Here is a 15,404-nt window from a genome sequence, read left to right on the forward strand (position 1 = left end):
CCGGCACCGCCGGATCGCAGAACGATCTAGGGCTCTCCGAACACCCGTTTGAAGATGGTATCGACCTGCTTCAGGTGATAGCCGAGGTCGAACATCGCATCGAGGTCCTTGGCGGCGAGCTTCGCCGTCACGTCCTTGTCCGCCTTGAGCTCGGTCAGGAAGTCGAGGCCCTTCTCCCACGTCTTCATGGCGTTGCGCTGCACCAGCGCATAGGCTTCCTCGCGCGAGGCGCCCGCCTGCGTGAGAGCGAGCAGCACGCGCTGGGAATTGTGAAGACCGCCGAGCTTGTCGAGGTTTTTCTGCATGTTCTCGGGATAGACGACGAGCTTTTCGATGACGCCCGCGAGGCGAGCGAGCGCGAAATCGAGCGTCACCGTCGCGTCCGGACCGATCATGCGCTCGACCGAGGAATGCGAGATGTCGCGCTCGTGCCAGAGCGCCACGTTTTCCATGGCGGGGAGAGCGTAGGCGCGCACCATGCGCGCGAGCCCCGTCAGGTTCTCCGAGAGAACGGGGTTGCGCTTGTGCGGCATGGCCGACGAGCCCTTCTGGCCCGCCGAGAAGAACTCCTCGGCTTCCAGAACCTCGGTGCGCTGGAGGTGACGGATCTCCGTCGCCAGCCGCTCGATCGACGACGCGACGACGCCGAGCGTCGCGAAATACATGGCGTGCCGGTCGCGCGGGATCACCTGCGTCGAGACCGGCTCGGGAACGAGCCCCAGCTTCTCCGCTACATAGGTTTCCACGAACGGATCGATGTTGGCGAAGGTGCCGACGGCGCCCGAGATCGCGCAGGTGGCGACCTCACGGCGCGCGGCAACCAGCCGCTCGCGACAGCGCGCGAACTCAGCATAGGCGAACGCCAGCTTGACGCCGAACGTCGTCGGCTCCGCGTGGATGCCATGGCTGCGGCCGATGGTGACGGTCGACTTGTGCTCGTAAGCGCGCACCTTGAGGGCGGCGAGCAGACGGTCGACATCCGCGATCAGGATGTCCGCCGCGCGCACGAGCTGCACGTTGAGGCAGGTGTCGAGCACGTCCGACGACGTCATGCCCTGGTGCACGAAGCGCGCTTCCGGCCCCACGTGCTCCGCGAGATGGGTGAGAAACGCGATGACGTCATGCTTGGTCACCGCCTCGATCTCGTCGATGCGCGCGGTATCGAAGGTCGCCTTCGACCCCTTGTCCCAAATGACCTGTGCGGCCTCCTTGGGAATGACGCCGATCTCCGCCATCGCTTGGGCCGCGTGCGCCTCGATCTCGAACCAGATCCGGAAGCGTGTCTCGGGCGTCCAGATGGACGCCATCTCGGGGCGTGAGTAGCGGGGAATCATCGAAATCTCTTTGGTCGGGCGCCAGGCGGCGGAAGGGCAGGCTTCGAGCCTGAGATGGCTACACGCCGTACCAGAGGGCGCTCAAAGCTTCAATTACGCCGCGGCGCGCACTGGGGGCTGCAGGGCCGCGCATGTGGATACTCGATTGCGACATTATGTCGTGGCCGCCACAACCCGGCGAGCCGGAATAGCCTTGATTATCCGCCATTCTCGCAGCCAGCCCGTTCACGGTTGAAATATGTGCAATGCGACAATTTCTTTTCATTTACGCATCGGAAAGAATGGAAAAATAAATTCCATCAATAAATTGCTCCGTGGTGCGCTGCCTAAGTAACATTTTTGCAACGCAACAATTCGTGAGCGCCGCAAGCCCAGATCGAGCCATAATTCGATGGTTGATCAGGCTCCGACGCCGAGGACGCAAGTAGACGTGATGATGAAACTGTTGCCGAATTGTCAGAGCAAAGTCTTCCAACTCTCGATAGTCTTGTAGCGCTGTCATCGAGTTGGACGAAATGCAGGGATTTGAGAGAGGTCAAAGACGCCGTTCGCCGTGCGCCTACAATTAAAAAACCCACGAAATCCCGACGATGACGCGACGAAGCCAGGGGTAAGTGATGACTGAACAAATGCAGGCGGAGATTGCGGAACTCAATCTTCGACTCGATGAAATCGACGATCCGCGCCGATCTTATGCTCTCGTTCTTGAGCGAATTCGCTCTTGCCGTGCACACGGACAGCAGGTTCCCGAAGCGCTTGCGCTGATGGAACGCCGCCTCGCAGCGGAATGCAGGCTGGAATCGCAGGGGCGCTGATCGCCTCTCGATCACGCGGAAAGCCAGCCGCCCGTCAGTATCGGCGGCTGCCAATACTTCAGTTTTCTCCGATCCACTGACCGGATCGTGCTGATGCGGCTGCAAAGGCGGCCGCATCCAGGTCTCCGTTCGCATCGAAGACGATTTCGCCGAGCGACGGCGTATCGATCCGTGCGCCCCTGAGCGCCGGGGCCAGCGTCGCCCCCTCCGTCGAGCCGGTCTTGCCGGCAATTACGGTCCACGCTTCGAAAGCACCCCGGGCTCGTGCCCCCGCCGCCGTGTCGGTATCCCCACCGTTTGTACGTGCGCCGCGCGACGCCGAGTTGGTCCCCGCACGCGGGGCAGGCTCTCTCGGCAACAGAACCTCGACTCGGCCCGGCGCCCGTTCTGCAATCCGCGCAAAACCCTCCGTGGCCAGCGCATCGGAGCCGATCAGGGGAATCGCGAGACCCAGCCGTCCGATTGCGGCGACGACAATGGCCGCCTCGTCGGGGTAGCCCGCGAACAGCACCGACTCGGCGCCGCTGTCGCGAAGCTGCCGGACCGTCTCCTCGTAATCCCGCTTGCTCGCGACGATCGGAAGATTGGCGACCGGCTCCACGCCGGACGCCTTGAGCGCGGCCATGGCCCCGTCCGCGATCCCACGCGCATATCCCGTCCGGTCGTGGATGATCCCGACGCGCCGCGCCGGTGCATGTGCCAGAAGCCACGCTGCGGCAGCCTGGCCCTGCCGGTCGTCGCGCCCCGCGAGACGCAGCACCGGCACCGGGCCGTGCGTGCGCGTCACATCGGGGTGGCGCGCGCCGACCGTGATCAGGAGAACGCCCGCCTGTCCGTAAAGCGCCGCCACCGCCGTTGCCGCGCCCGAGCACGGATGGCCGATCACAAGCGCAGGCTTTTGCGCAATGAGAACGCTCGCGGCGCCCGCGGCGCTCGCGCCCGCGCAGCCGTCATCCTCGACCAGCAGCGCCACGCGCTCGCCGAGCACGCCGCCCGCCGCGTTGGCCTCTGCCACCGCCGCTTCGAGCGCGGCTTTCATGGCAAGCCCCGTCCCGGCCATGCGGCCGCTGAGCGGCACCGCGAGTCCGATGCGGATCTCGGCCGAGGCCGCGACCGGAAACACGGCGGCAAGCCACACGGCCGCGCCGAGCAAAAGCCCTGCGCGCCCTAGGCTGGCGCCCGCGCGGTCAGTTCTGGACGTAGGTGATCGTTCCGTCAGGCTGAGCTTTCCAGGTGTACATGACGTAGTCGATACGGGTGACGTCGCCCTTCGCATCGAAGGAGAGGTCGCCGATCACGGTTTTATACGTCTTGCCGGTGTGCAGTTCTGCGGCGACCTTCACGGGATCCACCGAGTTGATGGCCTTCGCGGCTTCCGCGATCACCTGAACGGCTGCGTAGCTGTAGAGCGTGTAGGCCTCCGGCTTGAACTTGCGCGCCGCGAACTTCTCGATAACGGCCTGCGCTTCCGGGCGCTTCTGCGGATCCGGGCCGAACGTCATCAGCGTGCCTTCGGTGCCCGGGCCGCCGAGCGCCGCGAACTCGTCGGTCGCGATGCCGTCGCCGCCCATCATGACCGCGTTGACGCCCGCGCTGCGCATCTGGCGCAGGATGCTGCCGCCTTCCGTGTGCACGCCGCCCCAGTAGACGACGTCGGCGCCCGACGCCTTGATCTTCGAAACCAGCGCGCTGAAGTCGCGCTCGCCAGCGTTGATGCCTTCGTAGAGGACCTCGGTCACGCCAAGCGCATTCATCACCTTCTTCGTCTCGTCCGCGAGCCCCTTGCCGTAGGTGGTCTTGTCGTGGGTGATCGCGATCTTCTTGTCCTTGAAGTGCTGGGCGATGTACTCGCCCGCCACCTTGCCCTGCTGGTCGTCGCGCCCGCAGGTGCGGAACACGGTGGCGAGGCCGCGCTCCGTGATCTTGGGGTTCGTCGAGCCGGGCGTGATCATCAGGAGGCCATTCTCGGCGTAGACGTCGGAGGCGGGCTCCGAGACGCCCGAATTGAAGTGACCGACGACGAAGCTCACCCCTTCGCCGACAAAGGTGTTGGCGACAGAGCGGCCTTGCTTGGGGTCCGCGGCGTCGTCGCCGAACACCAGCTCCACCTGCTGTCCGTTGAGGCCGCCGGCCGCATTGATGTCCTGGACGGCCTGCTCGGCCCCGTTGCGAAGCTGCGCGCCGAACACGGCGTCCTTGCCGGTGAACGGCCCCGCGACGCCGATCTTGAGCTTCTGCTCTGCCCCGCAGGAAGCGAGTGCCAGGGTGGCGAGAAGGGCTCCCGCGAGCTTCACGAGGCGCATATGCGACATCCTCCAAAAGGTGCGCCGGCGACCGGAGCACGAATGAGCAACCTGACCATGATCGTTCCGGACTTTTCGCCCCGAAGCGTAATCATCGGTCTCTCCGAAGACCTGAGGGTGATCCCGTTCAAAGAGACGCAGCGCGCGGGCCGAAGCCGCGAAACGCGCGCGACGACGCCGCCCCCCGGGACCGTCCGCCCACGTTTTTCACTCGAAATGGCGGCGAAGTCACGTCCGATCGGCATACCTCAGGTACGATCCCGCCAGGTGAACGGGCCCGAGCGTTCGAACATCCATCGGTACTGCTCGGTCATGTGCCGCGTCCGCCGCATCCGGTGGGCGATGAGCGCGACCACGAGCAGGATCGAATAGTCGACGAGATAGCTTGGCAGCGAGAGCAGGGTGCCCCCGAAAAGCGCGTAGTGCAGGAAGCGCACGGCCGCTGCGAGGAGCGCGGTGTAGGCGGCCACCGGCCACATCGCGCCCCACACCTGCGCAACGGCCTGTCCGGTTCTCCACGCGGCCCCGCCGCCGACCAGCAGTGTCAGAAGGACGAACGCGAGCACGCCGTTGCTCGGAGGCAGCGCGTAGCCGATGTCGGTGAGCACGGTCTCCATCAATGCCTCCCGCCTTCGAGGTAGGCTTGGCGGATCTCGGGGCGCGCAAGCAGGTCGCGGCTCGGTCCACTCATGGTGATCACGCCGTTGACCATCACGTAGGCCCGATGCGCGAGCTTGAGGGCGTGGAAGGCATTCTGCTCCACGAGGAAGATCGTCATGCCCTGCGCGTTGAGCTCCGCGAGCGTCGCGAAGATCTGCTTCACGATGAGCGGCGCGAGACCGAGCGACGGTTCGTCAAGCATCAGGAGTTTCGGCCGGCTCATCAGCGCGCGCGCGATGGCGAGCATCTGCTGCTCGCCGCCCGACAGCGTGCCTCCGCGCTGCGAGAGCCGCTCTTTGAGGCGTGGAAACAGGCGCGTGACGCGGTCGAGATCCTCGTCGAAATTGACGCTGCCATCCACGGCAGCCCCCATCTGCAGGTTCTCGAGCACCGTCATGCGCTGGAAGATGCGCCGCCCCTCCGGTGATTGAGCGATGCGAAGACGCGCGATGGCGTGCGTCGAAAGATCGGTGATCGGCTTGTCCTCGAACAGGATGCGCCCCTCGCGCGCCCGCGGGTTGCCGAACACGGTCATCATCAGCGTGGATTTGCCTGCGCCGTTGGCGCCGATCAAGGTCACGATTTCGCCGCGGTTGACCTCGAGCGACACGCCCTTGAGCGCCTGGATGTTCCCGTAGAAGGCGGACACGCCTTCGATAGAAAGGAGAGGCGTGCTCATGGGGGTCCGCCTCCTGTCGAGAGTGCCACCTCGTCGTCGTCCACGCCGAGATAGGCCGCGATCACCTTGGGGTCGTTCTTCACGCTGGCCGCCGTGTCGTCGGCGATCTTCACGCCGTACTCGATCACGACGACATGATCGGAGATGTCCATGACGACCGACATGTCGTGCTCGATCAGAAGGATCGAGACGCCGGTCTGCTCGCGGATGCCGCGCAGAAGGCGTGTCAGCTCCGCGCTCTCCTTGTTGTTGAGGCCCGCAGCCGGCTCGTCGAGGCAGAGAAGCACCGGATTGGTGCACATGGCCCGCGCGATCTCGAGGCGGCGTTGCGCGCCATAGGGCAGGTCGCCCGCCGGATCGTCCGCGCGGTCGATGAGGCCGACCACCTCGAGCCACGCTTTGGCAAGCTCGAACGCCTTGCGCTCCGCCGCGCGATATTTGGAGAGACCGAGCAACCCGCCGAGGCTGAAGCCCGAGGCCTTCATCAGCGTCTTGTGTTGGGCGACGATGAGGTTCTCGAGCACCGTCATGCCCGCGAACAGGCGGATGTTCTGGAACGTGCGTGCTACCCGCGCTTCCGATGCGATCGCGTGGTCGGGCATCCGCTCCAGCAGGAACAGCTCGGGCGTTGCCCCATGCGTCCGCCGCTGGTCCGAGCGCGTCAGCGCATCCACGGCTTTGGGCGCGACGGTGCCGCCGTGGGCCAGAGCGAGGCGCCCGCTCGTCGGTTTGTAGAAGCCCGTGATGCAGTTGAAGACGGTGGTCTTGCCCGCGCCGTTCGGACCGATCAGGGCCGTGATGTCGCCGCGCCCCACCGTGAAGGAGAGATCGTTCACGGCCACCAGTCCGCCGAACCTCATCGACAGATGGTCGACCGTGAGCAAGGGTTGGGCAAGCCAGCGCATCAGGTCTGCCTCACTCTGCCGCCGAGGGGAAAGACGGTGCGCCACGCGCAGGCTGTGGCTTGAGCCGGACTGTTGGCTCGCGAGTCGAGATGAGCCCCTTCGGCCGCCAGATCATCAGCAGCACCATAGCGAGGCCGAACAGCAGCATGCGGTACTGCGCGGGATCGAAATCGTTGCCGAACACCGCTTTCAACGCATCGAGCTCGCGCAGAAGCTCCGTGCCGCCTATCATCACCACCGCAGCGATCGCGACGCCGACCGCGCTGCCGAGCCCGCCGAGAACGACGATCGCCACGATCACCGCGCTCTCCATGAACTCGAACGACTTGGGGCTAACGAAGCTCTGGTGTGCGGAGAAGAATGCGCCGGCGAGGCCGCCGAAAAACGCGCCCGTCGCGAAGGCGGAGAGCTTGGTCGTGACCGTGTTGATGCCGAGCGACCTGCAGGCGATCTCGTCCTCGCGCATGGCCTCCCAGGCGCGTCCGACCGGAAGCGAGCGCAGCTTCTGCGTCACCCAGTAGGTGAAGAGAGCCAGCGCCAGCAGGAGATAGTACATGAAGGCGAGGCGGTAGACGGGAGATGGCGGCAGCCCGATGAGTGAAGGAATGCCGCCGGGCTCCGAGCCTAGCGAATATCCGAACAGCGTCGGCTTCGGAATGCTGGAGAGGCCGGCGTACCCGCCCGTCACCGGCACCCAGTTGATCAGCACGAGGCGCACAATCTCGGCGAAGGCGAGGGTGACGATGGCGAGATAGTCGCCCCTGAGCCGGAGCACCGGAAAGCCGATCAGCAGGCCCCAGAACGCGGCGAGGATGCCCGCTAGCGGCAGCGCCAGCCAGAACGAGAGTCCGAAAGTCTTGGTCAGCAGCGCCGACGAGTACGCGCCGACCGCGTAAAACGCCACGTAGCCGAGATCGAGAAGGCCCGCGAGACCAACGACGATGTTGAGGCCCCAGCCGAGCAGCACGTAGGTCAGGATCTGGATGCCGTAGTTGTCGAGCAGCTTGAGCGCACCGGGCCCGCCCGCCGCCGCAATGCCCGAGGCAATGAGCGGAAATGCGATGAGCAGCGCGAGGCCGATCCGCGGCAGGTAGCGCCGGAACGGGTGAGGGGGGGCGGCCGTGCGCGACGACACCTTGGGGGTTGCGCGAGCCGCCAGAACGGGCCGGACGAGGGTGAGCAGAAATACCCCCGCGCCGACGACGGCGGCCAGGATGAACGTGAGGCCCCAACGCTCCGTGAGAACGAGCTGGTTCGAGAGATTGGTGTCCGTGCGCAGCGCGACGATCGGAAATGCGAGCCCTAACGTAACGAGGGCCGCGAGAAGCGCCGACTTGAACGCGTCTCCCGCCTTGCCCATGGTGCTCAGACCTTCTCGACGTCAGGCCGGCCGAGCAGCCCGGACGGAAGGAAGATGAGCACGATCGCGAGGATCGAGAACGCGGCAACGTCCTTGTAGTCGATCGTGAAGTAGGCGGACCAGAACGTCTCGATGAGGCCGATCAGCAGGCCCCCGAGCACCGCGCCCGGTAGCGAGCCGATGCCGCCCAGCACCGCGGCTGTGAAGGCTTTGACGCCCGGTACGAAGCCGTCGGAAAAGCTCACGACGCCGTAGTAGGTCATCCACAGCAGTCCGGCGACGGAGGCAAGTGCTGCTCCCATGATGAAGGTGAGCGAAACGGTGCGGTCGACGTCCACGCCGAGCAGCGAAGCCATCTTGCGGTCCTGCTCGCAGGCGCGTTGCGCCCGCCCGAGCGGCGTGTGGCGCACCACGTACCACAGCACGGCGAGCAGCACGGCCGTCACCACCATGATCAGGAGCTGCTTCTCCGCGAGGGTGATGGATCCGGAGCCGACGGGAATGACCAGCACGTTGGAAAGGATTGGCTCCAGCGACTTGTTGCGCGGGCCCTGCACGAGCTGGACGAAATTGGAAAGGAAGATCGACATGCCGATCGCCGAGATCAGCGGCGCGAGGCGGAAGGACCCGCGCAGCGGCCGGTACGCCAGCCGCTCGATCACCCAGCCCCAGAGGCTGGTGAGCGCCATGCCGAGCACCAGCACGATCAGCAACGCGAGCCCAAGCGAGCCGACGCCCAGAAGCTGCGTGAGTGCGAGGAACAGGATGAGCGCGATGAAGGCTGCCAGCATGAACACGTCGCCGTGGGCGAAGTTGACCATGCCGATGATGCCGTAGACCATCGTGTAGCCGATGGCGATCAGTCCGTAGATCGATCCGAGCGTGAGCCCGTTGATGAGCTGCTGGAGAAAATAATCCATCGGTTCCCCATCCCCCCGAGTTCGGCTCTCGCCCTGCACCACGCGCGCCTCGGGTCCCGTTGCTCCGAAGCGCGAAACATGGGTCTCGCCAAGACCTTGAGCGCGATCGCGAGTCGAGCGAACCCGATCGCACCCTCCATGCTGTTTAGAGCGTGCGCGCCCGCGATGGGAACTGATTTTTCACTTCATTCGCCGCTCTGGCGGCCACTCCGGCTCAACTGCTGTGGATTTAGGCAGCTCCTGAGCGGGATTTGGCAGTCCGGCACCCGTTTTGTGGGAAGTGCCAAGTGCGAAAGCGCGACGGCGAGAGGGGCCGCGAATCTTTACGCTGCGATGCAGCGTGCCGCATCCGGCCGTCGGCTCTCAGCGCGCTGCCTAGAGTACGTTATGGCTGCCGTCGCACCAGGGCTCGTCGTCGGTCGCCTTGCAGCCGCAGAGATTGAAGGTGCCAGTGGAGGGCGCCACGAATTCAAGCGGTTCGATTCCGGTGTCCTGGTGGGAGCCGTCGCAGAAGGGTTGAGACTGGGAGCGGCCGCAGCGGCAATACCAGTACGTCTCCCCCTCGACGAGATCGACTTGATAGGGGCTCGTTTGTGCGATGATCGGGTCTTCTGCCATGGTCCCTCTCCCGGTTGGGCCAGACCTTCGGCGTACCGGCTTCCCACCTCGCGGGCAAGAGCCAGCTTGTCTCAAGTCAGCGCAATCGACACACGAGCTGCGAGGTCGGAATTAAAGCGTCCGCGCGCGGCCTTCAGACCACGTTCAACGGATAGCGCTCGATCGTCTCGCCGCCCGCATCATCCTTCCAAGATACCCAGAGCTCGCCCGGGCCCGGCACTTTGAGGAAGAACGAGATGAAGGGATTGGCCGAGATGCCAGGCCCGAACTCGGCCTTGAAGATCAACTGGTCGTCGTAGTGCGCCGTGAAAGTGTGGATGATGTCGCGGGGAATGCGGTTGCCGTCCGCGTCTTTGCGGTTGCCCGTCTCCATCACGTGGGTGATCAGCGCCTTGATCTCGATGATCTCGCCGGCGGAAGCCTGCTCCGGAAATTTGAGACGCGGTTTGGATGCAGCCATGATGCTCTACTCCGCTCCGCAGCCGCCGATGCCGACGGTGATCTTGTGCCGGCCTATGAGCAGCGTGTTACTGGAGGTCAGCGCCACCGCCACCACCTCCTGCGTCTTGGCGAGCCGCATGCGTCCGGAGACGGCCGCCTTGCCCGAAAGCGGCGTGAATTGGAACACCGCGACGGAGGCCTGCGGGTTCTGCGTCGAAAGCAGATGCACTTCCGCGATATGATCGTCCGCGGTCATGGGGCTTTCGATGCTGATCTTGTAAGGAACGATGTTGCCGTTCTCCGCATCTTCCGGCAGCTCGAGCACGACGCGCCCTTCGATCGGCGTTCCGTTCCCCACGACCTTTGCGAAAGCCTGCTCGAATTGCGGCGTCGGAACGAGCGGAGGCGCATCTGCGGCAGCAGCTTCCGCGCGTCCCGCCTGCGTGTCGGCGAAAGCGGGCCGCGAGGTGGCTGCGGCAAGCGCCAGCGCGCCGGTGCTGGCAAGCAGAGTGCGCCTGTCGATCAGGCGGTCAGCGGCCGGGCTGCGGGAAGTCACGATCGATCTCGCATCCATATCAATGAGGAAGCCCAAAGGCCAGGATGTCGCTCCATCCCAAGAAGATAGGAACGACCTGCCCCTTTGGCCATAGCGCTTCTCGGCAAACCAAGGGACTGCTACCATAGGTCCAAAAGAGGGTGCAAATCATGCCGCCGGGTCTCCCGCAACGAAACCGGCTTGGGATGTTGCTTGAGCGCCGGAGGTCCGCGGCCATGTGGTTCGCTCTGCTTGCCGTCTTGATCGGTGCTTTGGGCACTGGCGGGGGCGAGGTGCGCTCGGCGAGTGGCGTTCGCCTGATCATGGTGGAAGAGGTGGGCTGCCGCTTCTGCCGCAAGTGGGATGCCGAGATCGGCTCCGGCTACAAGAAATCCGAGGAAGGCCGTTTCGCTCCGCTGAAGCGCGTGATGCGCGGAGCCCCCGAGATCAAAGGCTTCGCGCCTGTCGTCTTTACGCCCACATTCCTGGTCGTCCGTTCCAACGAGGAATTGGGCCGGATCACCGGCTATCCGGGCGCGGACTACTTCTACGAGGAGCTGCGCCCGATTTTGGCAGGCGCGGGATTCTTTCCGGGACCGTGATCGAAGGAGGGCCTTGCGTCCATGTACGACATCGACCGCCGGCAGTTCACGATAGGATTCGGCGCTCTTACGCTCGCGGCCACAGTTGGGGCGAGGCCGCTGCGCGCGGCCTCCAAAGGGCGCGTCGTCATCGTCGGCGGCGGGCCGGGCGGCGCCACCGTGGCGGTGACGCTGAAGCGCGCCGCGCCGGATCTCGACGTGACGCTGATCGAGCCGCAACGCCACTACACGACCTGCTTCTATTCAAATCACTTCATCGGCGGTCTTCTGAGCTTCAAGCGCATCACGCACACCTATCTCGGGCTTGCCTCGCTCGGCATCAATGTGATCCACGAGCGGGCCTCGGCGCTCGATCTCGGCGCGCGCGAGGTGAGGGTAGAGCATGTCGCCGCCGCAATCCCCTATGACAGGCTCGTCGTCGCGCCCGGCATTGGCTTCAAGTACGGAGCCATCGAGGGCTATACGGAAGAGGCGAGCTATTTCATGCCGCACGCCTGGTCCGGGGGCCGCCAGTCGCGCCTTCTGCGCGAGCGTCTCGATGACATGAAGGACGGCGGTCTCGTCGTCATCGCGACGCCCCGCAATCCCTACCGGTGCCCGCCGGGTCCTTACGAGCGGGCCTGCCTCATCGCCAACTACCTGAAACGCGAGAAGCCGAAGAGCAAGCTCGTGATCCTCGATCCCAAGATGGCCTTCTCGAAGCAGGCCGTGTTCGAGGAAGCCTTCGCCAAGTACTACAAGGGTCTCATCGATCTGCGTCTGACCAACGACATCGACGACATGAGCGTCGTGCGCGTCGATCCCAAGACCGGCGAGGTCGTGACCAAATCAGGCGAGACTTTCAAGGCGGACGTCGCCAACATCATCCCCGACCAGACGGCAGGCGCCATCGCGCTGGAGGCCGGGCTGGCAGAAGGTGGCTGGTGCCCGATCGAGCCGGAGACGTTCCGCTCCGCCAAGGCGGAGAACGTCTACGTTGTCGGCGATGCCACGATCGCGGCGGACATGCCGAAGTCGGCCTATTCCGCCGCCAACCAGGCGCGCAGCGTGGCCGGCCATATCCTGGCCGACCTCACGGGCTCGGAGCGCCCGCAGGCCGCTTATCGCAACACCTGCTGGTCGATGCTCGCGCCCGATGACAGCGTCAAGATCGGTGCCGACTACGTTCCGGGAGACGTGAAGGGCAAGCACGCGCTCGTCGCAAAGAACGCCTTCATCTCCCAGACGGGTGAGAGCGCGGCGCTGCGCAAGGAGACCTACGAGGAGAGCATCGCCTGGTACGATACCCTCGTCGACGACATGTTCGCCAAGTCGGCAACCGCCACCGGGCGCGCGCCGAGCGGCCAGCGGGGCTGACGGCGCCTTTTGCGGCGGCCGCGTGATTTCAATCAGCCCATACAGGAAGATACAACTATAAGTGACGGGCCAAGCAGAGAAAATTTCCGCTGCGTATAGCCCTCAAACCGCCCTGCGGAGAGAAACACTTTATACTCTTCGCTTACCATGAGGCTGAGGGCGGACTCTTGAGTGAGTGGCGTAGGGTCGCCTCGAAGGCTGAGCGGTCTCGGCAACACGAACGAGGCTGGCAGCCCTCGCGTTGAATGGGGTCTCCGGGGGCGGCTGTTGAGGCCGGTCTCCAGGCGCCGGGCGTTTGGCCCGTACCGCCACGACACCCCAGGACCTGAGTGCGGAGACCTCGATGGCTTTGATTCTGCTTCTGATTGCTCTGATTGCCGTAGCGCTTGCGCTCGGCATGTGGCGCGCATCTGCATGGCAGTGGGCCGTCGGTCTCGGCGCAGTCACGCTCGCTTGGCAGAGCGGTGTCTTCCACGGCGCACTCCACTGGCCCTCGTTCGGCCTTCTCGGGTTTATCGTCTGGCTCGGCCTGGCCGCGCTGGCATCGTTCTCCATACCGAAGGTCCGCCGCCAGATCCTGGTGCAGCCGGCCTTCAAGCTGGTACGTGGGATCCTGCCCAAGGTCTCCGATACGGAGCAGCAGGCGCTTGATGCCGGCACCGTCGGCTTCGACGCCGAGATCTTCTCGGGCACGCCCGACTGGACCAAGCTGCGCGCCGTGCCCCCGATCGTGCTGACGCCCGAGGAGCGCGCGTTCCTCGACGGTCCGACGGAGCAACTCTGCGGGATGATCGATCACTGGCAGATCCGTCACGCCGAGCGGCGCATGCCTCCCGGGATCTGGGAGTTCGTGAAGGCCAACGGCTTCCTCGGCATGCTGATTTCCAAGGAGCACGGTGGCCTCGGATTCTCCGCTCAGGCCCAGTCGCTCATCCTCGGCAAGATCGCCTCCCGCTCGCCCGACGTCGTCACCATCGTCATGGTGCCGAATTCGCTCGGACCCGGCGAGCTCATCGAAAAGTACGGCACCGACGAGCAGAAGCATCACTATCTGCCGCGTCTTGCCAAGGGCCTCGAGGTTCCCTGCTTCTCGCTGACCGGTCCAACGTCCGGCTCCGACGCGGCCACCATGCGCGATATCGGCTACGTCACCAAAGGCCAGCACGATGGCCGTGAGGTGGTCGGCATCCGCCTCTCCTGGGACAAGCGCTACATCACCCTTGGACCCGAAGCGACGCTGGTCGGCCTCGCGTTCCGCCTCTTCGATCCCGATAAGATCCTGGGCGGCGCCGAGGACATCGGCATCACCGTCGCCCTCATTCCCGCAACGCACCCCGGCGTCAACATCGGCCGCCGCCATCTCCCATCCGGCGCCGCCTTCCCGAACGGACCCAACTGGGGCACGGACGTGTTCATCCCCATCGATTGGGTGATCGGCGGGGAGAAGATGGTCGGCCAGGGCTGGCGCATGTTGATGGAATGCCTGGCCGCAGGCCGCGCCATCTCGCTGCCGTCGTCGGCGACGGCAGGCGCCAAGGCGATGCTGCGCGTCACCACCGCCTACGCGCGCATTCGTCGCCAGTTCGGCTTGCCTGTTGCACGTATGGAAGGTGTCGAGGAGCCACTGGCGCGCCTGGTCGAGACGGCCTACGTCAATGAGGCCGCCCGTGCCGTCACCGCCGCCATGGTCTCGCGCGGCGAGCGGCCGTCTGTGATCTCGGCGCTGATGAAGTACCAGACCACCGAGCGTCTGCGCCGCGCCGTCAATGACGCGTTCGACGTCCACGGCGGCCGCGCCATCTGCGACGGTCCGACGAATTATCTCCAATCCGCCTATCAGCTCGTCCCCGTCGGCATCACCGTCGAGGGCGCGAATATCCTCACGCGCACGTTGATCACATTCGCGCAAGGCGCGCTGCGCTCGCATCCCTACCTGTACAAAGAAGTCCGTGCCGTGCAGGACCCCGACAGCAGGAAGGGTCTCGACGCGTTTGAGGACGCGCTTCTCGGGCACATCTCGTTCTCGATCTCGAACGTCACGGGCGCCTTCTTCCACAACCTCACGCTCGGATACTTCGCCGAGGTGCCCGAGCGCCCGCAGGGCCTCGAGACGATCTATCGCCAGCTCTCGCGCGCCTCGCGCAATTTCGCGCTCGTCGCCGATCTAACGGTGGCGATGCTCGGCGGCGGGCTCAAGGTGAAGCAGAAGCTCACCGGCCGTCTCGCCGACGCGCTTTCGGAGATCTATTTGCTCTCGTGCGTGCTGAAGCGCTTCGAGGACGACGGCCGTCCCGAGGCGGATCGCCCCATCGTTGCGTTTGCGGCCGCCAACGGTCTCCATCGTTTCGAGGAGGCGCTGCGGGGCACGGTGGAGAACTTCCCCAATCCCGCCGCGCGCGTTCTCCTGCGCGTGCTCGTCTTCCCGTTCGGTCGCCACTATTTCCCCGCCCCCGACGCGCTCGGCAGCAAGATCGTCCGCCTCGCGCTCGAGCCCGGCGAGGTGCGCGATCGCCTCACGCGCGACATCTACATCTCGAACGATCCCGACGACGTGACGGGACTCCTGGAGGTCACCTTGAAGAAGGTGGTCGCGGCAGAGGACGCGGAGAAGAAGCTCGAGCGCGCCATTCGCGCCGGCATCGTGCGCCGCTACCATGGACTGGATTGGATCGAGGCCGCCGCCGAGGCTGGCACGATCACCGAAAGCGAGGCGCAGCTCCTGCGTGAGGTCGAGGCCTTGACCGCGCGCGTCATCGCCGTCGATCATTTCGCACCGGAAGAGCTGAAGCCTAACTATGTGAAGGCACCGTCTTCGAATGTCGGACACAACTCCCGCGGACTGACAGCGGGAGCGAACCAATCGTGATGGGAGAGGC

The 15,404-nt window shown here is 65.1% G+C and carries 15 protein-coding genes; 4 read left to right on the forward strand and 11 right to left on the reverse strand.

What is annotated here, in order from left to right; genetic code table 11:
* Positions 1-26: 26 nt before the first annotated feature.
* On the reverse strand, positions 27-1,334 hold the full coding sequence (purB, locus tag F812_RS0113560; RefSeq protein WP_020086530.1) for an adenylosuccinate lyase: 1,308 nt from the start codon (positions 1,332-1,334) through the stop codon (positions 27-29).
* A gap of 617 nt (positions 1,335-1,951) precedes the next feature.
* Between purB and F812_RS26590 the strand changes: the two genes are divergently transcribed.
* On the forward strand, positions 1,952-2,149 hold the full coding sequence (locus F812_RS26590) for a hypothetical protein (protein WP_156827411.1): 198 nt from the start codon (positions 1,952-1,954) through the stop codon (positions 2,147-2,149).
* Positions 2,150-2,207: 58 nt separating this feature from the next.
* On the opposite strand, the gene F812_RS0113570 is transcribed toward F812_RS26590, so the two are convergent.
* The 10 genes from F812_RS0113570 to F812_RS0113615 all read right to left on the reverse strand — a co-directional run bounded on the left by F812_RS0113570 (position 2,208) and on the right by F812_RS0113615 (position 10,591).
* Positions 2,208-3,287: a branched-chain amino acid ABC transporter substrate-binding protein gene (locus F812_RS0113570; protein ID WP_198011196.1), complete on the reverse strand. Its 1,080-nt coding sequence runs from the start codon at positions 3,285-3,287 to the stop codon at positions 2,208-2,210.
* 49 nt (positions 3,288-3,336) lie between these two features.
* Positions 3,337-4,452, reverse strand: coding sequence for a branched-chain amino acid ABC transporter substrate-binding protein (locus F812_RS0113575; protein ID WP_020086533.1), 1,116 nt, complete (start codon positions 4,450-4,452; stop codon positions 3,337-3,339).
* A 248-nt stretch (positions 4,453-4,700) separates the two neighbouring features.
* Entirely contained in the window at positions 4,701-5,069 is a 369-nt protein-coding gene (locus tag F812_RS0113580; RefSeq protein ID WP_020086534.1) for a DUF6867 family protein, read from the reverse strand.
* Complete coding sequence (locus F812_RS0113585; RefSeq protein ID WP_020086535.1) at positions 5,069-5,791, reverse strand: ABC transporter ATP-binding protein; 723 nt, start codon at positions 5,789-5,791, stop codon at positions 5,069-5,071. The genes F812_RS0113580 and F812_RS0113585 overlap by 1 nt, the downstream gene beginning before the upstream one ends.
* Positions 5,788-6,696 carry an ABC transporter ATP-binding protein gene (locus F812_RS0113590; protein ID WP_020086536.1) on the reverse strand — a complete coding sequence of 303 codons (909 nt, stop codon included), beginning with the start codon at positions 6,694-6,696 and terminating at the stop codon, positions 5,788-5,790. Before F812_RS0113590 ends, F812_RS0113585 begins: the two co-directional genes overlap by 4 nt.
* 10 nt (positions 6,697-6,706) lie before the next feature.
* Complete coding sequence (livM, locus tag F812_RS0113595) at positions 6,707-8,056, reverse strand: high-affinity branched-chain amino acid ABC transporter permease LivM (protein WP_020086537.1); 1,350 nt, start codon at positions 8,054-8,056, stop codon at positions 6,707-6,709.
* Positions 8,057-8,061: 5 nt separating this feature from the next.
* Complete coding sequence (locus F812_RS0113600; protein WP_020086538.1) at positions 8,062-8,976, reverse strand: branched-chain amino acid ABC transporter permease; 915 nt, start codon at positions 8,974-8,976, stop codon at positions 8,062-8,064.
* A 375-nt stretch (positions 8,977-9,351) separates the two neighbouring features.
* On the reverse strand, positions 9,352-9,594 hold the full coding sequence (locus F812_RS0113605) for a CDGSH iron-sulfur domain-containing protein (RefSeq protein ID WP_020086539.1): 243 nt from the start codon (positions 9,592-9,594) through the stop codon (positions 9,352-9,354).
* Between the two features lie 133 nt (positions 9,595-9,727).
* Positions 9,728-10,054 carry a thiosulfate oxidation carrier complex protein SoxZ gene (gene soxZ, locus F812_RS0113610; protein WP_020086540.1) on the reverse strand — a complete coding sequence of 109 codons (327 nt, stop codon included), beginning with the start codon at positions 10,052-10,054 and terminating at the stop codon, positions 9,728-9,730.
* Between the two features lie 6 nt (positions 10,055-10,060).
* Complete coding sequence (locus F812_RS0113615) at positions 10,061-10,591, reverse strand: thiosulfate oxidation carrier protein SoxY (protein WP_198011197.1); 531 nt, start codon at positions 10,589-10,591, stop codon at positions 10,061-10,063.
* Between the two features lie 215 nt (positions 10,592-10,806).
* Here F812_RS0113615 and F812_RS0113620 point away from each other — a divergent pair, with 215 nt between their 5' ends.
* From F812_RS0113620 to F812_RS0113630, 3 genes are all read left to right on the forward strand, one after another.
* Complete coding sequence (locus F812_RS0113620) at positions 10,807-11,172, forward strand: thioredoxin domain-containing protein (RefSeq protein WP_198011198.1); 366 nt, start codon at positions 10,807-10,809, stop codon at positions 11,170-11,172.
* A gap of 21 nt (positions 11,173-11,193) precedes the next feature.
* Positions 11,194-12,528 (forward strand): NAD(P)/FAD-dependent oxidoreductase, encoded by a 1,335-nt coding sequence (locus F812_RS0113625; protein ID WP_020086543.1) that lies wholly within the window; start codon positions 11,194-11,196, stop codon positions 12,526-12,528.
* A gap of 343 nt (positions 12,529-12,871) precedes the next feature.
* Entirely contained in the window at positions 12,872-15,394 is a 2,523-nt protein-coding gene (locus F812_RS0113630; protein ID WP_020086544.1) for an acyl-CoA dehydrogenase, read from the forward strand.
* The last annotated feature ends 10 nt before the right edge of the window (positions 15,395-15,404 follow it).

The organism is Hyphomicrobium zavarzinii ATCC 27496 (assembly GCF_000383415.1).
GTDB lineage: Bacteria > Pseudomonadota > Alphaproteobacteria > Rhizobiales > Hyphomicrobiaceae > Hyphomicrobium_C > Hyphomicrobium_C zavarzinii.

Coding starts and splice junctions, on each gene's coding strand:
- F812_RS0113585 (WP_020086535.1), bottom strand. CDS start 5,791: ATGAGCACGCCTCTCCTTTCTATCGAAGGCGTGTCCGCCTTCTACGGG.
- F812_RS0113620 (WP_198011198.1), top strand. CDS start 10,807: ATGTGGTTCGCTCTGCTTGCCGTCTTGATCGGTGCTTTGGGCACTGGC.
- F812_RS0113605 (WP_020086539.1), bottom strand. CDS start 9,594: ATGGCAGAAGACCCGATCATCGCACAAACGAGCCCCTATCAAGTCGAT.
- F812_RS0113590 (WP_020086536.1), bottom strand. CDS start 6,696: ATGCGCTGGCTTGCCCAACCCTTGCTCACGGTCGACCATCTGTCGATG.
- F812_RS26590 (WP_156827411.1), top strand. CDS start 1,952: ATGACTGAACAAATGCAGGCGGAGATTGCGGAACTCAATCTTCGACTC.
- F812_RS0113630 (WP_020086544.1), top strand. CDS start 12,872: ATGGCTTTGATTCTGCTTCTGATTGCTCTGATTGCCGTAGCGCTTGCG.
- F812_RS0113580 (WP_020086534.1), bottom strand. CDS start 5,069: ATGGAGACCGTGCTCACCGACATCGGCTACGCGCTGCCTCCGAGCAAC.
- livM (WP_020086537.1), bottom strand. CDS start 8,056: ATGGGCAAGGCGGGAGACGCGTTCAAGTCGGCGCTTCTCGCGGCCCTC.
- F812_RS0113575 (WP_020086533.1), bottom strand. CDS start 4,452: ATGCGCCTCGTGAAGCTCGCGGGAGCCCTTCTCGCCACCCTGGCACTC.
- soxZ (WP_020086540.1), bottom strand. CDS start 10,054: ATGGCTGCATCCAAACCGCGTCTCAAATTTCCGGAGCAGGCTTCCGCC.
- purB (WP_020086530.1), bottom strand. CDS start 1,334: ATGATTCCCCGCTACTCACGCCCCGAGATGGCGTCCATCTGGACGCCC.
- F812_RS0113625 (WP_020086543.1), top strand. CDS start 11,194: ATGTACGACATCGACCGCCGGCAGTTCACGATAGGATTCGGCGCTCTT.
- F812_RS0113600 (WP_020086538.1), bottom strand. CDS start 8,976: ATGGATTATTTTCTCCAGCAGCTCATCAACGGGCTCACGCTCGGATCG.